This window comes from Maribellus comscasis (assembly GCF_009762775.1).
In the GTDB taxonomy this organism is placed as follows: Bacteria; Bacteroidota; Bacteroidia; order Bacteroidales; family Prolixibacteraceae; genus Draconibacterium; species Draconibacterium comscasis.
Genome location: NZ_CP046401.1, coordinates 441,641 through 463,473, shown reverse-complemented (window position 1 = coordinate 463,473; position 21,833 = coordinate 441,641). Strand labels below are relative to the sequence as shown.

Annotated in this window: 15 protein-coding genes; 3 read left to right on the top strand and 12 right to left on the bottom strand. The window is 39.0% G+C overall.

Features of this window, described 5'->3' with window-relative positions; genetic code table 11:
• Positions 1–41: 41 nt before the first annotated feature.
• Entirely contained in the window at positions 42–5,207 is a 5,166-nt protein-coding gene (locus tag GM418_RS02005) for a hypothetical protein (RefSeq protein ID WP_158862640.1), read from the top strand.
• 175 nt (positions 5,208–5,382) lie between these two features.
• Here the strand turns inward: GM418_RS02005 and GM418_RS02000 are convergent, their stop codons facing one another.
• The 8 genes from GM418_RS02000 to GM418_RS01965 all read right to left on the bottom strand — a co-directional run bounded on the left by GM418_RS02000 (position 5,383) and on the right by GM418_RS01965 (position 15,401).
• Complete coding sequence (locus tag GM418_RS02000; protein WP_158862638.1) at positions 5,383–6,102, bottom strand: hypothetical protein; 720 nt, start codon at positions 6,100–6,102, stop codon at positions 5,383–5,385.
• Positions 6,103–6,386: 284 nt separating this feature from the next.
• The gene (locus tag GM418_RS01995) at positions 6,387–7,139 is read right to left on the bottom strand and encodes a hypothetical protein (RefSeq protein WP_158862636.1); all 753 of its coding nucleotides are present in this window, start codon (positions 7,137–7,139) and stop codon (positions 6,387–6,389) included.
• A gap of 11 nt (positions 7,140–7,150) precedes the next feature.
• Positions 7,151–8,434 carry a hypothetical protein gene (locus tag GM418_RS01990; protein WP_158862634.1) on the bottom strand — a complete coding sequence of 428 codons (1,284 nt, stop codon included), beginning with the start codon at positions 8,432–8,434 and terminating at the stop codon, positions 7,151–7,153.
• A gap of 253 nt (positions 8,435–8,687) precedes the next feature.
• Positions 8,688–10,385, bottom strand: coding sequence for a sugar phosphorylase (locus GM418_RS01985; RefSeq protein ID WP_158862632.1), 1,698 nt, complete (start codon positions 10,383–10,385; stop codon positions 8,688–8,690).
• Positions 10,386–10,400: 15 nt separating this feature from the next.
• Positions 10,401–11,618: a glycosyltransferase family protein gene (locus GM418_RS01980; RefSeq protein ID WP_158862630.1), complete on the bottom strand. Its 1,218-nt coding sequence runs from the start codon at positions 11,616–11,618 to the stop codon at positions 10,401–10,403.
• Between the two features lie 168 nt (positions 11,619–11,786).
• Entirely contained in the window at positions 11,787–13,238 is a 1,452-nt protein-coding gene (locus tag GM418_RS01975; protein ID WP_158862628.1) for a glycosyltransferase family protein, read from the bottom strand.
• Positions 13,235–14,158, bottom strand: coding sequence for an HAD family hydrolase (locus GM418_RS01970; RefSeq protein WP_158862627.1), 924 nt, complete (start codon positions 14,156–14,158; stop codon positions 13,235–13,237). Before GM418_RS01970 ends, GM418_RS01975 begins: the two co-directional genes overlap by 4 nt.
• Positions 14,109–15,401: a glycosyltransferase gene (locus GM418_RS01965; protein WP_158862625.1), complete on the bottom strand. Its 1,293-nt coding sequence runs from the start codon at positions 15,399–15,401 to the stop codon at positions 14,109–14,111. Before GM418_RS01965 ends, GM418_RS01970 begins: the two co-directional genes overlap by 50 nt.
• Positions 15,402–15,760: 359 nt before the next feature.
• Between GM418_RS01965 and GM418_RS01960 the strand changes: the two genes are divergently transcribed.
• Positions 15,761–16,324 (top strand): SAM domain-containing protein, encoded by a 564-nt coding sequence (locus GM418_RS01960; RefSeq protein WP_158862623.1) that lies wholly within the window; start codon positions 15,761–15,763, stop codon positions 16,322–16,324.
• A 285-nt stretch (positions 16,325–16,609) separates the two neighbouring features.
• Here the strand turns inward: GM418_RS01960 and GM418_RS01955 are convergent, their stop codons facing one another.
• Both GM418_RS01955 and GM418_RS01950 read right to left on the bottom strand, forming a co-directional pair.
• Positions 16,610–16,816 carry a helix-turn-helix domain-containing protein gene (locus GM418_RS01955; protein WP_158862621.1) on the bottom strand — a complete coding sequence of 69 codons (207 nt, stop codon included), beginning with the start codon at positions 16,814–16,816 and terminating at the stop codon, positions 16,610–16,612.
• A gap of 2 nt (positions 16,817–16,818) precedes the next feature.
• Positions 16,819–17,358, bottom strand: a complete 540-nt coding sequence (locus GM418_RS01950) for a DUF2975 domain-containing protein (RefSeq protein WP_158862619.1) — start codon at positions 17,356–17,358, stop codon at positions 16,819–16,821.
• A 197-nt stretch (positions 17,359–17,555) separates the two neighbouring features.
• Here GM418_RS01950 and rimO point away from each other — a divergent pair, with 197 nt between their 5' ends.
• Positions 17,556–18,854: a 30S ribosomal protein S12 methylthiotransferase RimO gene (gene rimO / locus GM418_RS01945; protein ID WP_158862617.1), complete on the top strand. Its 1,299-nt coding sequence runs from the start codon at positions 17,556–17,558 to the stop codon at positions 18,852–18,854.
• A gap of 117 nt (positions 18,855–18,971) precedes the next feature.
• Here rimO and GM418_RS01940 read toward each other — a convergent pair whose 3' ends face one another.
• Together GM418_RS01940 and GM418_RS01935 are read right to left on the bottom strand one after the other, a co-directional pair.
• Complete coding sequence (locus GM418_RS01940) at positions 18,972–19,616, bottom strand: tetratricopeptide repeat protein (RefSeq protein ID WP_158862615.1); 645 nt, start codon at positions 19,614–19,616, stop codon at positions 18,972–18,974.
• A gap of 17 nt (positions 19,617–19,633) precedes the next feature.
• Positions 19,634–21,760: a TonB-dependent receptor gene (locus tag GM418_RS01935; protein WP_158862613.1), complete on the bottom strand. Its 2,127-nt coding sequence runs from the start codon at positions 21,758–21,760 to the stop codon at positions 19,634–19,636.
• Positions 21,761–21,833: the final 73 nt, after the last annotated feature.

Genomic DNA, 21,833 nt, shown 5'->3' with positions numbered 1-21,833 from the left:
GTCACGAATAATTTATTGTTTTTATCTTCGTTTGATTTTAAATGAAAGAAATTTACATGAAGGGCTTGTTTTTTAAATCAGTCATCTTTTTCGTTTTTCTGCAGGGAGTAGTTCCTTTTTCAAATGCACAAAGGAGGAATGGTTTAGCTGTTGAAGGAAAAATCAGTGTGGAAGAAGGAAGTGTCGAAGGAGCTGTTATTGAGATGTACCAGAACGGTCGCCGGCTCGATAATTATGGGGTTGGCTCAGACGGAAATTATAAAGTGGAATTAAATTACGGACATAAATTCGAATTGATTTTTTCATTGGCCGGAAATTTTTCTCAAAAAATAACTGTTGACACCAACCTCCCACGCGAAGTGGCGTTGTCAAATCCTTCATACCCTCCTTTTCCTGTTGATGTCAACCTTTTTACTGAAATCGAAGGAATTGATAAATCGTTTTCAGAAAATACGGTTTTGAAGATATATTACAGTCCACAGGTTGGTAATTTTATCTCTGATTTATATTATAATAATGCACAAATAAAAAGTTTGATCGATCAGGCGATTTTACAGGCGCAGATGATTGGCAAGGAGGAAGATTATCTCTCTCGCCTGACACGTGCGGAACTGGCTGAGTTGCGAAAAGAATACGACCAGCTTTTGAAGGACGCTGATGCAGAGTACGGAGATGAAAAATTTTTGGATGCGCTGGATGGATACAAAGCAGCAAACCAGGTTTTTCCAAATGAGCAATATCCCAAAGACCGGATTGCGGAAATAAATGATCTTTTGGGCATAATAATGGTGGCTGAAGAAATGGATAAAGCCCTGACTGAACGATTTAATACACTTATAACAAATGCCGATCAGTTTTTTAATGCGCAAAAATATTTTGAGGCCCGGAATTCATACAATCGTGCGCTTTCTATCCGCCCGACTGATAATCATGCCAACCAGCGTGTTAACGAGATAAATGAAATTCTAAAAAATCAGCAAACCGAACAGCAATATCAGGATTTAATTGTTCGCGGGAATAACGCTTTTAATGAAGTGCTTTACGATGAAGCCTTACAGATTTTTACAGAAGCATCGCAATTGAGGCCTAACGAAGCATACCCAAAATCAAAAATAAGTGAAATTAACGGGAAACTGGCTGAATTGGCTAAAAATACAGAGAACCAGAAAAATTATGAACAGGCAATTTTTCAGGCGGAGTTAAACTATGAAAAACAGTTTTACGACAAATCCCTGGCTTCGTATGAAAATGCCTTAAAATATAAACCGGGCGACGAAAAAGCAACATCCCGTATTCAGGAAATAAAAGAATTGATGGATCGGCTGGCGAATCAAACATTGTATGATAAACTGATAAGTTCGGCCGACAAAGCATATAAAAAAGAAGAGTTGCAGGATGCATTGGCTGATTATGAAAAAGCGCTGGAAATTTTTCCTGAAGAAGCCCATCCATCAGAACGGATTTCTTTGATTCGGCAGACTTTAAATGCAGAGGCTGATTTTATCGCTGCAGTTCAAAAGGCGGATGAGGCTTTTGTGGCCCAACAATATCAAAATTCAAAAAGTTTGTATAATCAGGCGCTGGAATTAAGAGCCAATGATAAACATTCGCAGGACAGAATTAAGGAAATAGACGGGATTCTTGCTTCTCTCCAGGTTGACGAACAATATAACTCAATTATTGCTGAAGCAGATCAGTTGTTTTCCGGAGAGCGTTATGAAAATGCAAAAAGCAGATATAACGAGGCACTGGCTTTAAAATCAAGAGAACAATATCCCAAAGACAAGATTTCAGAAATAGATGGTATTTTGCGGGGTATTGCAGCTCTGGATCAACGGTACAGTCAAACCATCAGCCGCGCTGATAATTTGTTTTCGAAAGAAAGCTACAACGAAGCAAAAACGGCTTATGCGGAGGCAGGAACTATAAAACCGGAAGAAACTTATCCGCCTGAAATGATTCAGAAAATAGATAATATTCTGGAGGAGCAAGTCCGGCTACTGGCAGAGCAGGAAGCTGCTGAACAAGCTCGTTTGGACGCGCTTGCACAGGAAAAAGACAGACAATATCAGCAGACAGTGGACGAAGCAGATCTGTTGGTTGAACAAAATGAACTGGTAGCGGCGGTGGCAAAGTTCAGAAAGGCTCTGGATATAAAGCCGGAAGAACAATATCCGATTGTTCGGATAGAGGAAATTCGTGGAATGATTAGTCGCATGCAGGAAATGCAAAAAGCGTATGACGAAGCAATTGCCCTGGCAGATAAACAGTTTCAAAACGAGGAGTTTGATGCAGCTCTTAACTCCTACAACAGTGCTAAAAATACCAAACCCGATGAAACCTACCCGGATGAGATGATTTCCAAAATCGATTCTATTTTGGAAACACGGGCCCGCCTGGCATCGGAGGCAGAAGCAGCAGAACAGGAGCGTCTGGCAGCGATACAGGCAGAACAGGACAGTTTGTATAATGCCGCCATTGCGGGTGCCGACGGATTTTTCAACAACAGTGAATACGAAAATGCACGCAACAAATATCGTTCTGCTTTAGACATTAAACCGGAAGAAAGTTATCCACAGCAGCGGATTGACGAAATAGCAACACTTCTGGCACAGTTGTCAGCCGCACAAAAAGCGTATGAAGATGCGGTTGCACAAGGCGACCGTGAATTCCGCCGGGAAGCATTTGACCAGGCGAAAACAGCGTATAACGATGCCAAAAGTGCCAGACCTGATGAAGCGTACCCGGATGAGATGATTTCCAAAATCGATTCGATTGTAGAGACACGAGCCCGCCTGGCATCGGAGGCGGAAGCAGCAGAACAGGCTCGTCTGGCCGCGATTCAGGCAGAACAGGACAGTTTGTATAATGCCGCCATTGCGGGTGCCGACGGATTTTTCAACAACAATGAATACGAAAATGCACGCAACAAATACCGTTCTGCTTTGGACATCAAACCGGAGGAAAGCTATCCTCAGCAACGGATTGACGAAATAGCAACACTTCTGGCACAGTTGTCAGCCGCACAAAAAGCGTATGAAGATGCGGTAGCACAAGGCGACCGTGAATTCCGCCGTGAAGCATTTGACCAGGCAAAAACAGCGTATAACGATGCCAAAAGCGCCAGACCCGATGAAACGTACCCGGATGAGATGATTTCCAAAATCGATTCGATTGTGGAAACACGAGCGCGCCTGGCATCGGAGGCGGAAGCAGCAGAACAGGCTCGTCTGGCCGCGATTCAGGCAGAGCAGGACAGTTTGTATAATGCCGCAATTTTGAGTGCCGACGGATTTTTCAACAACAGTGAATATGAAAATGCACGCAACAAATATCGATCTGCTTTGGACATCAAACCGGAAGAAAGCTATCCACAGCAGCGGATTGACGAAATAGCAACACTTCTGGCACAGTTATCTGCCGCACAAAAAGCGTACGAAGATGCGGTAACACAAGGTGACCGTGAGTTCCGTCGTGAAGCATTTGACCAGGCAAAAACAGCGTATAACGATGCCAAAAGCGCCAAACCCGATGAAACATACCCGGATGAGATGATTTCCAAAATCGATTCGATTGTGGAAACACGAGCGCGCCTGGCATCGGAGGCGGAAGCAGCAGAACAGGCTCGTCTGGCCGCGATACAGGCAGAACAGGACAGTTTGTATAATGCCGCCATTTTGAGCGCCGACGGATTTTTCAACAACAATGAATACGAAAATGCACGCAACAAATACCGTTCTGCGTTGGACATCAAGCCGGAAGAGAGCTATCCACAGCAGCGGATTGACGAAATAGCAACACTTCTGTCACAGTTGTCAGCCGCACAAAAAGCGTATGAAGATGCGGTAGCACAAGGCGACCGTGAATTCCGCCGTGAAGCATTTGAGCAGGCAAAAACAGCGTATAACGATGCCAAAAGTGCCAAACCTGATGAAGCGTACCCGGATGAGATGATTTCCAAAATCGATTCGATTGTGGAAACACGAGCCCGCCTGGCATCGGAGGCAGAAGCAGCAGAACAGGCTCGTCTGGCCGCGATTCAGGCAGAGCAGGACAGTTTGTATAATGCAGCAATTTTGAGTGCCGACGGATTTTTCAACAACAGTGAATACGAAAATGCACGCAATAAATACCGTTCTGCTTTGGGCATCAAACCGGAAGAAAGCTATCCACAACAACAGTTGGATGCGATAACCCAGCTTCTGAAAGAAATTGCGACTGCCCAGAGAGAATCCGAAGCCTTGGACCGAAATTATGAAAATGCAATTCAAACAGCCGACAATTTTTTCAGAGCAGAAAATTACAACGATGCAAAAGCAAATTATCAGAAGGCATCAGCTTTAAAGCCGGCAGAGGAATATCCTACTCAAAAAATAGAAGAAATCAACGAGATTCTGCGCCAGCAACAGGTAAATGAAGAGTACAGAAGTATTATTGTCGCAGCCGATGGTTTTTTCAAAACAGAGTCTTATACTGAAGCTAAGACAGAATACGAAAAAGCACTCGGTGTAAAGCCGGATGAGCAATATCCAAAATCACAAATCGGCAAAATCGACGATATTTTCAAACAGGAACAGGAGCGTATTTTAGCAGAACAACAGGCTGCAGCTGATTTGGAGAGACGCCGAAATGAAATTCAGCAAATGAATACGGAAGCAGCGGAAAGTGAAATTACAAGTGAAGCCGGACTTAGCGCATTGTACAATGAATACATCAGAATGGCTGATTCTTATTTTGACAATGAAGAATACAACACCTCGCGTGGTTGGTATTACAAAGCCTGGGATGTAAAACCGGAAGAAACATATCCGCCACAGAGAATAGATGAAATAAACAGGTTGGTTGGTGGTTTACTGGCCAATCAGCGCGATCGGGATTATCAGAATTTTGTCAATTTAGCTGATTCTACTTTCCGGGAAAATCAATTCGCTGTTGCGCGTGGTTGGTATAACAGAGCGCTTTCCGTTAAATCGGATGAAGACTATCCCAGAACTCAGTTAGCCGAAATTGAACGATTGGTAAATGAACGTTTAGCCGGGCAGTCGGGAGAATTATTTAACAGCCATTTGGAAAAGGCATCCGTTGCGTTTGATACACAAAATTATTCGGTTGCCCGCTTCTGGTATAAAAAAGCGCTGGAACTTCAACCCAACAGTCAGGATGTGAAAGATAAACTGGCTGAAATTGAAGAAGCGTTGAAAAACTAAGTCGGCGAAAGCCTTAATGTGTATTTTTATCGTTCATCCCGATATTCGGTATATTTCAAAATTTGTTTCAAATAGAGAGAGCCTGAAATAGGTTCAGCAGGATGTACCCTAATTGGAAATAAGAGATGACTATAATCTGTTGAGGTGGCTAACGTTTTTTTCTCAAAAAAGGGGACTAATAGTGCGCCTGTAGTTTCTGTTTGAAGATTTTATTGACTTGATTTTGAATGCATTTGAGCAAAGTTGTGTCGAGTTGTTCAGAATAAATACGCATAATTTCTTTTACTTCGGAATTGATGATGATTCCTCCTTTGGCGGCATCAAAAAGTCTGCAGTTGCCATTTAGTCTGATATTGTTCAACAGTTCATAAAATTCACCCTGTATTAAAAGCCGGTTACTGAGAAGATATCCTTTGTTTTTTTCTTCATAATCCATGTAAATATTTTCTTCAATTTCTTCCAGTATAAAACATTTGTTTATTTTAATAAAAGCCTCATTTTCGATATGGATTTTTTTGGCAAGAATCACTCCTTGTTTTTCAAAGCATTCCTGAATTTTCCTGATGTGTTGATAATCGGGCAGGTATTTTATCCGAATAGCATGGGATTGGTTACTGCTGAAAGTAACAGTTGCTGTTGCCACGTTTAATTTATCCAGCGCACACGATTTTATTTTTTGTGAAAAACGCAAAACTTCTTCGAGTGTATAATACTCCTTTGTAAAAAGAAAAATAGAATTTGGGATGGCTTTTTCAGGAACGGTACCGTAATAATTTGAGTACGGTAAGTTGGCTTCGGCAACACTTGTATTGGGGAGTATATTTTTTTTCCACGGGATTAGTGATTCTTTTTTTGCGATCGAGCCGCAAACCCGGATAAAATGACTGGAATTCATGGCAGTTATCTTTATGTTTTTGTTTTAGTTTATACAGGAAAATACCCGGAAAATGTTTCGTAGAATAGCAGGAATTTGCAGGAACATGCCAAAGAATATTTTGGCAGCCGGTATTGTTGAAAACAAAACGACTATTCCAGATGTCAGTTTTCTCGTCATCCTGAGCCTGTTTAAGAATCTCAAATTACAAATAAACATATCCTGATATAAATTCAGAATGACGTTCCACCGTTTTTTAGTTACCTGTGATAGGCCTCGGTTTATTCGTTTTACAGCAAAATTACTTAAACTTCTAATACCGAATTAAAAATAACCGTAGCTCCGCGGTATTCAAAAAGTGTTGTCCAAAATTGTTCCGAAAGATTAATTTTCTGATCATTTTCAGGAGTCCGGTGCGGGACAATATAAATGATAAATTCACTTAAGTCGGGCAAAGCCGGCCCTTTTTTCCCCAGTTTATCCAACGTTTCTTCGGGATTCTCGATCATTTTATTTATCGCTGTTTCCCAATTGCTTCCGTAAAAACTAAACAAATCGCTGTTTTCAAGCATATCGGAATAGACAACGAGGTATTTTTTGTCGCCTTCCATATTTTTCATTTTTATCAGTTCGCGGGTCACCTTTTGGTAAATTTTTGAAGCATTGGTTCCCCAGTCTGCACTGGCTAATATCTGTGAAAAATTAGCTTCAAATTGTTCGCAAAATTTTACTACTTCATCTCTACGGTTTAAAGGATTTTCGCCCATCATCCCGGTTTCTCCCGCTTTAATTTTAGCTGTTTTTGACTTTGAATCGGAAATTTCATTTATCAGCGAAAGTTTTATACTGGCTCCTGAATATCCTCCGTTTTCTTTGTCAAGCTTCATTAATTTTAACAGTTTGGGTACACTTTCAGATACAAAGTTTTCGTCTCTGAATTTTTCATCGGTAACATCAATCAGAACACAAATGTCGGTGGTTTTTGCTACTTCAGTCTTACAAGAGGCAAAAGTGAACAGAAGCAATATCCAATAATAACCTGACTTTTTAATATTCATAATTGTTTCTTTTATGATTTGTCGAGTTCAGTGATGTCAGAGAAGTAACCATTTAAATTGCCAAGCGTTTCTGCCCACGATTTGGGCTGTTTATGGTTATTCCGGAAAGTGAGGTTGGTATCACGGTAATTAAAAATGGCTTCTTTAAAATTACTGTTTATTTTTCGCTCCATACCCTGACAAAAGGCCAATACTTTATTATAGTTTCCGGCGATTTGAATTTTCTGTGTGTTTAAATCCTGAATACGGTTTTTAAATAATGCCGTTTTTTCGGAATATTCATTTTGAATTTCTTTTCGTTGTAAATCATATTCGTTTTTTTCGGCAGTCCGTTTGTCGTTGATTTCCTTCTCTACTTTTACAAAAGCCTCTTCCTCTTTGTGAAATTTGTGATAAACCTCAACAAATTCATTGCTGTCGTCGTGTGCAAAAAAGGAAGCTATTGTGCCGACCAGAAAAAGAATTATACCGATTGTAAAAAAGGTCCACTGGTCCAGAAAAAGCTGTTCTTCAGGAACTCCTAGTTCTTCCAGGTAGTTGGTTCGTAACAGGGCTGTAAAATAGCTTACCGAAGCAACAGTCAGAACCAGCAGAATAAAAAGGAAAGGGTAGATTTTATGTGTTTTTGCCTGTTTCAGAATTTTACCCGCAGCATGTGCCAGAAAAGGCAAAGTAATAACCAGTACACCTGCCATTATCAAAGTCAGCAACGGAGTTTCCCGAAACGAAACAAAAACCTGGTTGTTTAAAGGGAACTCTGCAATTCCAATGGCAAACAACAGTAAAATGTAGGCCCAGTAGGGTTTAAAATGAATGTTCAGTTCTTCTCTGTTGTGTTTTTTAGTGACTTCTTCCCAGCGGTTTTTAATTCTTTCAAAACGTTTTTTTGAAGTCTGGTAGTGTGGCGAATTTTCGATGTCTTTTACTGTGTCGAGGTGGTTGTTGTTTAATTCTTCCAGCTTTCTTGCTTTTTCCTTCCCGGCTTCATTTAAAAGCAGTTGGATTTTATCCGGACTCAATTCTTTTAATTCGTTGCTAACCGGTTTATAGTTTCGATCTTTTAAATCATCAAGCACCTGCCTCCCGTTTTTATATAACTCTTCAACTTCTGCCTGATAATTATTTCTGATTTCGTGTTCGTAAGGGGTTACAAATGTGTCGTCAACCGAAGGCAAATTTCTTTTCCCGTCTTCTTCGCCTTTTTTGTTGCTGTTGGCCAGATTCAATCTGTGTTTGTCAGATAGTTTTAAATCCAGCTCTTTCTGATATTCGTTCAGAAAAACATCTGTTTCCATGGCTGTTTGCTTTTAGTTTTGGTACCTAATAAAACGCTTTTCTCAAACGCAAAGTATATAACCCGATGTATTTATGTGAGTTAATTCGTTTATCAGACCGTTTTTACGGGTGAAATGTTGCAGGGGGTCGACAAAATTGAAAAAGGTTACAGGAAGAATTATTTGTATGAACGTTGCTTAAACCGGCAACTGTTTTATAGTTTAAAAGATGGCTGGAAGCTTCAAAAAATAAATGTTGTTTTTTTGATTTAATTTAAATAGTGCTTAACCACATGCACTGATATGGCTTTAAGGATTTTTGGCTTATTTTTTTATTTTCAATCAAATCAAAGGTGCAAAGTTTGAATTGTTCAGAAAGAGTAAACGATTGTTCTTTGTCTGTAAGGTTTGCAACCAATACAATCGTTTGTTTTTTGTTTTTTGATATCCGGGCCAATGCAAGCAAATGGTTTCCCATCTCCAGAATTTCCTGCTTTGCATTTGGGTGAAAAGCTTTTTGCCTTTTTCTAAGGGAAATAAGCTCTTGCAGTGACTCAAATACTTTTTTCTGAGGTGTATCGCTGTTTAGTATTTGCTGAAGTTCATCAAAATTCCACTTTCTTCGGTTGATGGTTCGGTTGTGTTTTGTTTTAGCAACTCCTTCCAAATAATTTGGAGTTGCAGTTAAACTGTGGATATAAAATGCAGGAACACCCTGAAAACTCATCATAACAATTTGGGACGTCAGAAACCGTTCTACCTGAAAATTATCCATTCCATTTTGGGTTCCTTTTAAAGCGTCGAAATAGGTGATATTAAGTTCATAGGGACTTTGGGTTCCGTCATAATTGGATTTGTAGTTTACCAGCCCGCCAAACTTTTGCATATTGTTAACCAGTTCGGTTTTTTCGTTGTCAGGAAGAAGTCCTTCCAGCGGACGAACGCCAATTCCATCGTGCGATGAGGTAAAGTTAAAAAAAGTAGTCTCGTCGTTTAGTTCAGGTAAACTTTCAGCCCATTTATTTAAGTAAGCTGAGTTTCCGGTGTGTAAAGCATGGAGCAGGAGAGGTGGTAAACTAAACTGATATACCATGTGTGCTTCATCGTTGTTTCCAAAATAACTCAGATTTTCTTTGTTCGGCACATTGGTTTCCGTTAGAATAACTACCGATGGATTGATATATTCAGCTACATCGCGCAAAAGTTTTACTACTTCATGAGTTTCGGGTAGGTGCAGACACGTTGTTCCGGTTTCTTTCCACAAAAATGCAATGGCATCTAAGCGGATAATTTGCGCCCCTTTTGAAATGTAGCCCAACAAAATATCTACCATTTCGATGAGTAGCTCAGGATTGGAAAAATTCAGATCCACCTGGTCGGCGCTGAATGTGGTCCACACGTGTTTTATTCCGTTTGAGGTTTTACAGGCGGTTAAAAGCGGCGTACTTCTTGGGCGAACAACCTGCGAAAGATCGGTCTTCGGGTCTTCGGTAATAAAATAGTCTTTGCCTTTTCCTTCCTGTTTCAGAAAGTTGTGAAACCACTCACTTTTACTGGAGGCGTGATTGATAACCAGGTCGGCCATCAGCGCAAAATTTTCATTGAGCGATTTTACATCATCCCAGTTTCCCAGTTCGGGATTCACCTCTCTGAAATTGATAACCGAAAAACCATCGTCACTGGAATAGGGAAAAAAAGGTAAAATGTGAATTATAGATAGTTGGTCCTTTACCTTTTCATCCAGAAATTTTTTGAGTGTTTGTAAAGGAACTTCTCCTTCCTTTTTTATGCTGTCGCCATAGGTGATTAATACAACTTCTTTTTCATCCCATTTCTCTTTATTATGCTGAATCCTCGGGTATTGGGCAATAACTTCTGCAAGTTTTACCAACAGTTTGTCAGAATAGTTCTTTTTGTACACAAACTGCAATCGTTTTTCCAGTTGCTTTGAAATTTTATCTGAAAGATTCATCCTTTTTTATTTGGCTTAGATACAATCGTTATCTTCTTCAACAATTTGATAAAATTCTTCAAAAATCTCAGGGAAGGCACTTTGTACTCTTTTCCAGCTGGGCATGAGCGGAACCATGTCGGGATTGTTCAGGAAATTTATTCCGGATTGATACACATTTTTTACAAAAAGGTCGATTACCTCTTCTTCTTTATGAAAATCGTACTGAAGCCCGTTCATTGCTGCATCAGCTTTGTATAAATCAACAAATTCCAGGGCGATTCTCCAGTATGTTGCTTTTAGTGTTCTGAAAAATTCGGTACTTAGTGTAATTCCGTCGGACGCCAGTTTGGCAAAAATTGCCCTTGAAATATCGCGGCTCATTTTTGAAAGTCCTTTTTCAGCATCTTCCTCAGAAAGCGATTGGTGCTTGTGATCATACCGGTCAGCAATTTCTACCTGACAAATCCGATTAAACGAGTTATTTCGCTCAACTTCAGATAAAATTCCAATTTCCAGTCCCCAGTCGTAAGGAATACGAATGGTTTTTATAATATCAGCCCGCATTGAAAATTCCCCGGCCAGCGGGTAACGGAAACTGTCGAGGTATTCCAGATAGTTATGGTGCCCGAGTAATTTTTTTAGTGTGCGCAACAAAGGAGTTACCAGCAAACGAACAGCGCGACCATGCATTTTTTCATCGTCTGACCTGAAATAATACCCTTTGCAGTATTTGTAATTAAAAGTTGGGTCGGCAACCGGGTAAACAAGGCGTGCCAGCATCTCACGGTTGTAGGTAATAATATCGGCATCGTGGATTGCTATTGCTTCCGATTTGCCGGAAGAAATCATGTACCCAAAACAGAACCATACATTTCTTCCTTTGCCTGCAACTGAAGTGTTAATCCTTTTAGAGGCCAGTTTTTCCTTCAACTTTTGCATTCGGGGACCGTCGTTCCATATTACACGATGATGTTGCGGGAGTTCAGCAAAATATTCCAGCGCATTCCGGTATTGAAAATCGTCGGCCTGATCCAGTCCAATTATAATTTCAGAAACGTAGGGTATATCTTTTAAAACCTGCACAATATCCTTTAGCGCTTGCCGCGAAAGCTCGGAATACAACGACGGGATGATTAAACCAATAGGGCGTTGTTTACTAAATTTTATAAGTTTCTGTTCCAGTTCTTCATAAGGACGTGAACGTAAATTGTGTAACGTAGCAACAAAACCGTTTTGATAAAAGTCTCCCATAATTTTCCTTTTTTACTATAAATACAGTGGTAAGTTTTAGTTGCAAAACAGATTTACAACTCTTAAATATAGTCAAACCAAATGATATTTTGGTTTTGTTTTTTCCGGGAATGTTGGTAGTTAACTCAAAAATAAGAATAAAGAAATTTGTCTTTGTACGCTGCTATGTCACAAGGAGCGCATAAACATACTCTTGATAATTGGCTTTAACTTGCTGGCAATAATTTCATGATCAAAGTTGTCTTTCAAAATTTTGAGATTGTGCAAAACAACATGGTTCCTGTATTCAATATCGGTAAGCAAACGGTAAGATTGGTCTACCAGTTCTTTGGTAATTCCGGTATTATCGATTGCGGGTAATATAAAACCAAGCTTCTCAATTTCTTCTTTATAAATTTCGTATTTGTTAATCACTGCCGGTAGTCCCAGTGAAATCATTTCCAGTAAATTATTTCCAAAGCCTTCCACGTCGCTAAAATACGTGCCGATACCTCCATGCGCAGCTATAACAGAAGGGATTTCTGCAAACTTGTAAAATTTTGTATCGACAATAATATCACGGTGCGATAAAACGTGATGTTCTCCAAATATCAGAAGAACACTGCTGTCGGGATCGAGCTTGCATTTTTCAGTATAATGTTCATAAAGAGTGTTCAAATAAGCATTTTGTTCATCGCCGGAGTGTCCGCTAACAACCAAAGCAACACATTTGGGTTTACCGTTCTTTTTGAATTTCTTTTCCAGTTCAAATGCCAGGTCTATTGCCAGTTCAATTTTTTTACGTGGAACAACTCTTGTGTGCTGTAACAAAATAACGGTGTCTTCCAGCGTAAATCCTTTGCTTTTTGCCTCTTGTTCCAGCCCGATATCTTTGAACAAAGAATTGTTGTAACTGTCCTGTGGGGGTGCTATCGGAAATTCATTTTGTGATCTCAACTGTTCCCATTCCCAGGGAATATCGGAAGTGTTGGGAACTACTGCTGTACGATTTTCAAAAAATCTATCGATGTCAATAACTTTGTTATACATCTGAAACACTTTTTTACCCAGCTCCACCTGCTTTTTGTTGATAAAAGCAATGGAATTGACATAGGCTCCGGGCAGGTATTTTAAATATTTTTGAATGACCGGATTGGGATGAGCAAAAATCGAGCGTTCAAAATAAGAATCGTGCCACCAAACCATCAGTTTCGGCCAAATAAATCCTTCTGCCTGAAGTTCTTCAAAATAGTAGCCCAAACCAACTGCCGTGATAAAATTGTAGGGATGCGAAGTGTTGTGTGCGATAATCAAATCGATGTAGTTATCATCCACCCATTTTTTTATCACATTTTTTGCGTAAAGTGCGTTTTCATGAATCAGTTCGTCCAATCCTTCTGCATTTTCATTGTTAAAATTGATCAGGATTTCCTTGTGCGCTTCACTTTTGTGCCAGAAAACATCATCGGTTTGTGCATTAAAACGAGGTGACGAGTGGGCTGCCAAAAAGAAAAAATTACCAATGTTAATTTTCATGTGTTTCGACATTGCTTTTACGGTTTGGTCGATTACAATGGAAACTCCATCATTTTTTCCAATCAGCGAGTGTATGATTCCTATGCGTAATTCACTTAATTTCATTCAATAATATCTAAAAGTTGTTTTAAATCGGTTATAATAAAATCCGGAAAAATTCCTTTTACTCGTTCATCATCCTCACGCAAGCGTAACGAACGTTCATCGCCTGCAAACAGAACGGTTTTTAATCCCGCCTTCTGAGCGGTGTATACATCTTTTAACATGTCGTTTCCAACAAAGATGGTTTCCCGGGGAATGATGTTGTATTTGGTTTTTAGCGTGGGAATAAATTTTTGAAATAACGAAACGTCTGGCTTACCACGCAATTCCTTAAACGAGAAAACAGATAGTTCAGGATCAAAAAACTCAATGTCAAGTTCTGAAGAGAATTTTCCCGATAAAAAGTAGTTCATTAAAATAGGTGTATAGAACTGGGCATTTGAAACAATTCCCAAAGGAATGCCTTTTTTGTTGAGTTTTGTAAGGATTTCCGTCATTCCCGGCATTGGAAAAACTTTATTACTAAGGATTTCAAAAATAAATATTGTATCGGTAAGCGATTCGCTTCCTGTTGTGGAAAGCAAACCTTTTTTCTCCGCGCTTTCCAGCATCTCCTGCCAAACTTTAAAGATATCGATATCGGGGAAAGGATGTCCTTTTTGTTTGATCTTCTCCTGGTTTATTTTTATTTTTTCCGGAAGCTTTTCCAGAATAAATGCTGCAATCTTCTCCGGATTCTTTTCAATTTTAAATCCCCCGGCCACTAAAGCTTTTTCCATGTTCTCAACCGACAGGGAAGCCTGGTCGATATCACCCGACGATGAAATAAGCAAAGTCCCGTAGATATCAAAAACAATAGCTTTTATATTGATTGTTTCTGTCGCATTAGGTCTTAAATTTGGACAAAATCCCGTTGTTAACGGGGTCATTTGTTCAAGGTTGTCCAACCAGTTTTTTATATCGGTTTTGAAGTTTAGTTCCATATCCTTCAATAGAATATTTATTTCTGATTATTTTTTTGTTCTTCTCAATCGTTTTGGATTCTACTTTTTGAAACAAAGATTTTAATACCTCATTTTGTTCAAATATTTTTTCCTTTTCTATTTGCAGGCTTTTTATTCCGGCAATAATTTTCATTTGAGTGTTTATATCCATGTCTTTGAAATCAGCATTACTCTCCGGCGTATTTATTTGTTTGTAAAGTGCCGGAAAAATAAAACCGTCGTTTCTAAAATCGCGCGAGATATACTTAATATCGCGCCCCACAACAGGTGTGTTTAACAGCCATGGCTCGAGGTACACCATTCCAAAACCTTCCTGGTAACTGGTAGTTATACAGAAGTCGCTTGCAGTCAGCAATTTTTCAAAATTTACTTTGTTGCCCACTTCAAAAGTAATTGGAATCTTTTCCTGCTTGCAGAAGTTTGTCCACTTTTGGTACCAATCAATTTCTACCGGATTTTTGGGTGGCTGAGTTACAACAAAATTTACTTCCTCAGAATAAAGAACAGAAAGTAAAATCAATTCTCCGATATTCTTTCTCCTTATTACACGAACCGGATAAGTAACCAGCAGTTTGTTTTTATCCAGATTTAATTCTGAACAGATCTGTGTTTTTGTGCCTGCTTTATCCATAACATTTTCTGAAATGTTAAACTTAACAGGATTGGGGAGCCATTCAATTCGTTCCCTTTGCACTCCATATTTTTGCAGCCGCTCAAGATCATACGAATTTAAAACTCCGAATTGGTAATTGGGCAGCTGAGGATACAAAACCTCCCCGATACGCTGCAGAAAAATATCCGAAAGAATTTCCCTGAGAAACTGGTAGTTAGCCGGACGGTCTTCAGCAAAATCATGGGCGTGATTAAATACTTTTACTCCCTCTTTTGCCAGTAAATAAACCGCATACGTTACAATCGGATTTTTTCCCAAATTTAAATTGTGAAAATGCAAAATGGCATCGGCCGGCAACTGATCTCTGATTTTTTTATGTACGCGGTGTAGCATTTTCATTGCTTCTCTGTCGCCGTATTTTCTGTTTTCCAGGTAGTTTAACTCTTCAATAATTTGTATTTCGGCTCCCCTCGATGTTATTTGTTCGGGGCTTGAACAGCTACCCGCCAAAACTTTTGTCGTTTCATTAGGAAGACTTTCTATCTGAGACTCGATTATTCGCGTTACTCCTCCCGGGTTCAAATGGCTATGTGCAATAACAATTTGCATTCGATTTCTTTATTGTTTAAAAATAGGAAATCATTGGGAATTTTTATTGAACCAGCTGTTTTTAGAAAAAGTTTAACTAAAACCTAAAGTCGATAAAAGAAATGAGCCTTTGAGATATGAAGATACAACCAATATGCAGAAGATGCTGAAACATTTTGAGCCGGAGATGTGGCTAATGAAACCAGAGACAGCTCTCCTGCCAAAGTAAGTCAATTTTCAGAGAGGCAGAAAAAGAGTCTAAACCCCAAAGATTGCATGTGTAATTCGTATCTTAAACTCTTTTTTTTTTTGAAAATGAGTTGACATTCAGCTTGGTAGCTTGTAATTTTATATGAGTTTTAAATTTTAAAAATCGAATCATGAAGACGCAGTTAGCATTTATGTTGTCCATTTTTTTGTTTTTTTCCTGTGATGATTCTAAAAATAAAGAGCCGGAGTTTAAAATTCAAGGTTGTGGAGAGGAGCAAATAGTACTGGTTGAAGATGCAGTTTCTCAGGTTACAACTACAGGATTAAAACAAATGACAGACGGCAATACCTTAACGGGAGCTCAAAAAAAGATTTTAAAGAAGATATGTTCTCTTTCTGTATCTATTACTGTCATTTGTAAAGAGTGTGGTGATGAAGATCCGAATCCATGTGCCTATTCGCAACCCAATTTGCCATTGCTCCAAAACAAGAAAAGAATAACTGTAAATCAGTTTATTCGGGAACTGCAAAGGCAGGGAGGGATCGTTATCACGATTTGTTTTAACGGGGATGGTTCGATTCCGTCGAGTGATTGTACAAATGCAATTCATTCAACCAGAGACTTACGAACGATTATCTTACACGAATTAAATCATTATGCTATTAATGATCCGGATGCCAGACATCGATCTTCAACCTGGACAGATGTTGAAGAAGTAGATTGGGATAAGTAGAATTAGTGTCTCTTTATGGGACGAGATGTCCCATGTGAGCACAGTGATGTTTGGGTCTTTATTTTTTAACTGTTTGTTTTTCATTTGTTTGTTTTTGTGGAATGCTTTTTGTTAGGAATGGCCTACACAAAGAAAGAGTAGAATACTATATTAGATTGGTTTTCTATAAAGGGGTTTGTAAATTATCAATCATATCTTCAAAAAGCGTCCATAATTCTACTCTTTTTCTTTTTTTTAATTCTCCGGTTTTTTCCTTTAAACTAAATCTTCACAGGTAGAAAAAAGTCACTCATCGATATATTCCAGTATATCTCCCGGCTGACAATCGAGTGCTCCGCAAATGGCTTCAAGTGTGCTAAAACGGATGGCTTTTGCTTTTCCTGTTTTTAATATGGAAAGATTGGCAAGAGTGATATTCACTTTTTCAGAAAGTTCGTTCAATGACATTTTGCGTTTGGCCATCATAACATCAAGATTCACAACAATTGCCATAATTATACGGTTAAATCATTTTCAGATTGCAGCTCGACACCACGTTTAAAAATTTGGGAAACAATAAATAGGAGACCGGCCATAAAAAGAAATTCTTTGGAACTTAGCCCTTCGTGCAAACTTTTAGCAATTTCATTTTGGTTTGTTAGCCAAAATGAAAATGTACTTCCGATATATCCCAAAATCCAAATATATAATAAAAAATAGCTGATTTTTTCCAGGCGGCGTGTTATTTCCATGGTAAAAGGACTTTGTATTTTTATATTCTGAATGATTCGGGTCGCCTGATACCAGATATTTGCTTTGAGTGCAGTAAGAACAACCAGCAACACTACCGTTAAAGTATACTTTAGAAAGTTTTGTTCTTTCAATCCATACAGATTTAGATTGTCAAACGCAAACCACGTGCCTTTGGGGTTGATAAAACTTATGATATATGAGATTATATACATTGTGGTTTGTATGGCAAAGCCGAAGAATGCAATCCATGCAAGTATTTTTAAGATTGTAAGAACTGTTTCTGTTTTAATTTTTGGCTTCATTTTTAGATTTTATTTAATTTATGTGTTATGCAAATATCAATAATTATTTATTGAAAAACAATAAAAATAGAATGAATTTCAATAATTATTATCTGTTGGGTAAAATGTAAACTATTCTATTTTTTAGACTGAAGCTTTTTCGAAATCGTTTCTATTTCAGACAAAATTATCTTTACTTTGCACAAAATTTTGAAAAAATGACAAAGAAGCGGGTAAATGTGGTTACGATGGGATGTTCGAAAAACCTTGTAGATTCTGAGGTTTTGCTAAATCAATTGGAAAAAGGAAAGTTTGAAGTGATGCATGACTCCAACGATTTGGATTTTGATGCAGTATTTGTAAATACCTGTGGTTTTATTCACGATGCCAAACAGGAATCCGTTGATATGATTCTGGATTATGTGGAAGCCAAAAAACGTGGAGATATTCAGAAATTGTATGTGATGGGTTGCCTTTCGGAACGGTATCAAAAAGATTTGGAAACGGAAATCCCGGAGGTAGATCGTTATTTTGGTAAGTTCGATTTAAAAGCTATGGTCGACGAGCTAAAGGTAACTTACCAGCCGGAATATATTTATGAACGTAAAATTACCACTCCTTCACATTTTGCCTATCTCAAAATTTCGGAAGGTTGTAACCGCTCGTGTTCGTTTTGTGCCATTCCGCAAATGACAGGCCGTCACAAATCAAAATCGATTGATAATTTGGTAAAAGAAGCCCGCTATCTGGCAAAAAGAGGAGTAAGGGAAATTTTGCTTATCGCCCAGGATTTATCGTATTATGGTATTGATATTTACGGAAAAAACCGCCTGGCTGAATTGATAAATCAAATTTCGGAAGTGGAAGGGATTGAGTGGATTCGTCTGCATTATTTGTATCCCACAAAATTTCCGTACGAAATTTTACCGGTGATGCGTGAAAATCCGAAGGTATGCAAGTATCTTGATATGCCGCTGCAACATATTGCCAATCCGGTTTTGAAGAATATGTTGCGTCATGTTACCCGCGAAGAAACAGAGAATCTGATAAAAAGAATAAAGGAAGAAGTGCCGGGTGTAATTCTTAGAACTACTATGCTTGTTGGTTTTCCGGGTGAAACCGAAGCTGATTTTGAGGAATTAAAAACGTTTATTCAGGAAACCAAATTTGAAAAGCTCGGTGTTTTCCCGTACTCAAATGAAGAGGGGACTTATGCAGCCAAAAAGTTTGAGGATAATTTGCCGGAAGAACTAAAGCAAGCCCGCGCCGATGAAATTATGGAATTGCAACAACAGGTTTCAGCTGAACTGAATCAGCAAAAAGTCGGTAAGACTTTTAAAGTTATCCTCGACCGGAAAGAAGGCGACTTTTTTATTGGCCGCACCGAATTCGATTCGCCGGAAGTGGATGGCGAAGTTTTTATTACATCGGAAAAAGCCTTAGAAAAAGGACAATTTGTACAGGTAAAAATTACCGGTGCCGAAGATTACGATTTGTTTGGGATTGAGGAAGTCTGAATCCTGAAACCCGCCAAACGGTTCTAAACCACTTGACGGACAATAAGTCTGAAGCCTGGCTGATAATTTAAAATCGATTGGCGGATAGCAGATTTCTTCAATCACACCTTCACACTTTTACTCATTTGCCAATAACTTTTTCAGCTCTTCCTCATTTTGTGCTTTTCCCCAGTTGGGCGAAATAGCTGTTGCAGGTTGAAATTTGTCAAATTTTTCTTTAGCCTGTTCAAAAATGGGTTTGGCTGCTGTGGCGCCTCCTCCAAATTGTTGAGGCATATTTAATGTTGTAATGGCGCGTAAATAATAACTGCGCGGGTTATTTGGATTCAGTTTGATGGCTTTTTCCAGCGCCTTGTTCATTTTTCCCATGTATTCTGCACCTCTGGCAATCGGGTCGACTGTAATTCCGGCCGGATACAAAAAAGCTTGCAAGGCATATAATTCCGATTCATCAGGTTCGATTTTAAATGCTTTATCTAAAAAGTTCTGTGCTTTTTCCAGATATGTATCTTTCTGTGAATTGTCGGGCAAAGCGTAGGTAATTACAATATACGAGAAGGCTGCATAATACACCGGAAGCCACTCATTTTTTTCATTTAAACTAATTCTTTCAAAAGTGTTCGCCGCATTCAGAAAATCATCACCCGTTTTTGCCCGGTTGAGGTTTTTTAAAGCTTTATTCATGGCTTGTTCATATTGGTTTTCCTGGGCATTGGAAATGAGAAAAAGAAAAGAGAGAAAAATGGTTATTAAAGTTTTCATGATGAAATTTTTTATGGTTAAAATTGAAAAGAAATCAGAAATACAGCCATACGTTTAGTTGCTGGCGTAACAGCTTGTCGGGGGTAAATTCCGGTTTCGTCGGGTGTGTTGCTGTAGGTATACCCAAAAATGTTATTAAACCCAAACATGTTATTTACAATCAGATGCAACACGGTTTGTGTATTAAATAAATACATAAGATGGGTTAATCCAATGCTGATGTCGTTGTAGCACCTGGTTCGGTCCGACATAAATTTGGGATTATTTGGGTTGTAATACGGGCGTCCGCTCGCAAAAGAATAAGTAACAGAGGCAAACGACTGAATTCCGGTAAAAAAACGTTTGTAAACCAGAGAAAGATTATGAGCCGAAACAAAATAAGGAGTGGCCTCGACCGGGAAATCAAGGTAATTGCGTTTTGTGTCAATCCATGAATAAGAGATCCAATAATCGCTTTTCCCAAACTCCTTCCGGTTGCGCCAGAAAACATCGATACCGTGCGAATAGCCTGAGCCGCTGTTGTTGTAATTTTCCGGGGCTGCAGAGTTCTCCTCATCGTATTTGATCAAATCAGAGTATTTTTTATAATAGGCCTCAAAACGAAAGGATTTTGTGCCCTTTTTGTATTGCCAGGTTAAAATAGAATGTGTCGACTTTTCAGGTTGAAGATTGTCGTTAAATTTTAAATAGTCCTCTTCCGGATTCTGGCAGAATTTTCCAAAAGCGGTGGAAAGCTGGCTGTTTTTCCCGGTTTTTATGGCCGCCGATAAACGAGGCATCCAGTTTGACTGTTGAATTAATGAGCTGTATTCCGCTCTCAATCCAGCGCGAACTGCCAGGATATGGTTGATTTTTATTTCCGATTCAACAAACGAAGACAATTGCTGATTGGTAAAACCAAATTTATAGTTTCCACCGATATTTACCTTTTGAAGATAATCGTAGCCAACCCAGTCGGCGCCAAATTTTGTTGTAATCTTTTCCGTGGTGAAGTTGGTAAAAACTGTTTTCACCTGTCCGCTCTTTTTTAACGTATTTATCGGTTCATTTTCCAATACAATCTTATCATTGTCCGTATTAACTGATACTCCTGTATTTACCATCCACTTTTCGCCTAACATTTCGTTGTAAGTTGTATTCAGGTAAACATTATTATTGGTCAGAGCCAAATTCTGAAATTTTGATTCCTCGAAATTATCATACAACAAGGTGCTTGTGTTGTAGTTAAAGCTTCCAAAGGATTTTATCATTCCCGTTTCGCTGGTTTTATGCCGAAACAGAAGCGTTGAGCCCGAAATTATTGGTTCTTTTATCCAGTCGATATTTTGTGGAAACAGGCGGTTGGACAGTCCTGTATGCAGCAACTCACCGGTAATAGCCAACGATGTGTTATCCCACCGGTGGGCGTGCGACCCCTGCAATCCAACCGTTAAAACAGAAATATTCGATTTCGTCTCCGGCTCCAGTGCTGTGGTGTTTAATGCGACAATTGACGAGAGCGCCTGTCCGAATTCGGCTGAATATCCACCGGTACTAAAAACCGAACCATTAAAAAGTAAAGGAGAAAAACGTCCTTGTGTGGGAAGGTCGGGCATTTGAGAATAATAGGGCGAGTTAACCAGCATGCCATCCATAAAAGTTTTGGTTTCGTATGCGTCGCCGCCACGTACAAACAACCGGCCTTCTTCTCCAACTTTTTGGGTTCCGGGTAAGGTGCCGAAAGCTCCAAAAACATCGCCGTTGGCTCCGGCTGTTAATGCAATGTCCAGCGGTTTTAATAAAACTGATTTCTTTTTGTCGCTGGCTTCAAACGTTCCGGCATTAATCACAACTTCGTTTAACTCGCTGACATCGTCCTGCAAAATGATTTTGAGGTTTTGAATGTTTTTTGAAATGTGAAGTTGAACGGCCTGGGTTTTATAACCTATAAAGCTCGCAATCAGTGTTTGGTCTCCGGTTAAATCAGTTCCAAAACTGAAATATCCAAGGCTGTCAGAAGTCGTTCCGTTATAGGAACCCTGAATAAAAATATTCGCTCCGGTAACCGGCTCGTTGTTTTCTGAAAAAATAGTTCCCGATATTTCAATCTGCGCTGAAAGGTGAAATGCCAGGAACTGAAGTAGTATAAAAAGAATTGTTTTCATGGTTTTATATTGTTTTCTGATTCAAATATCTTTCAGAATTATTTCACCATGAAAAAATAAAATACGGCTGGTT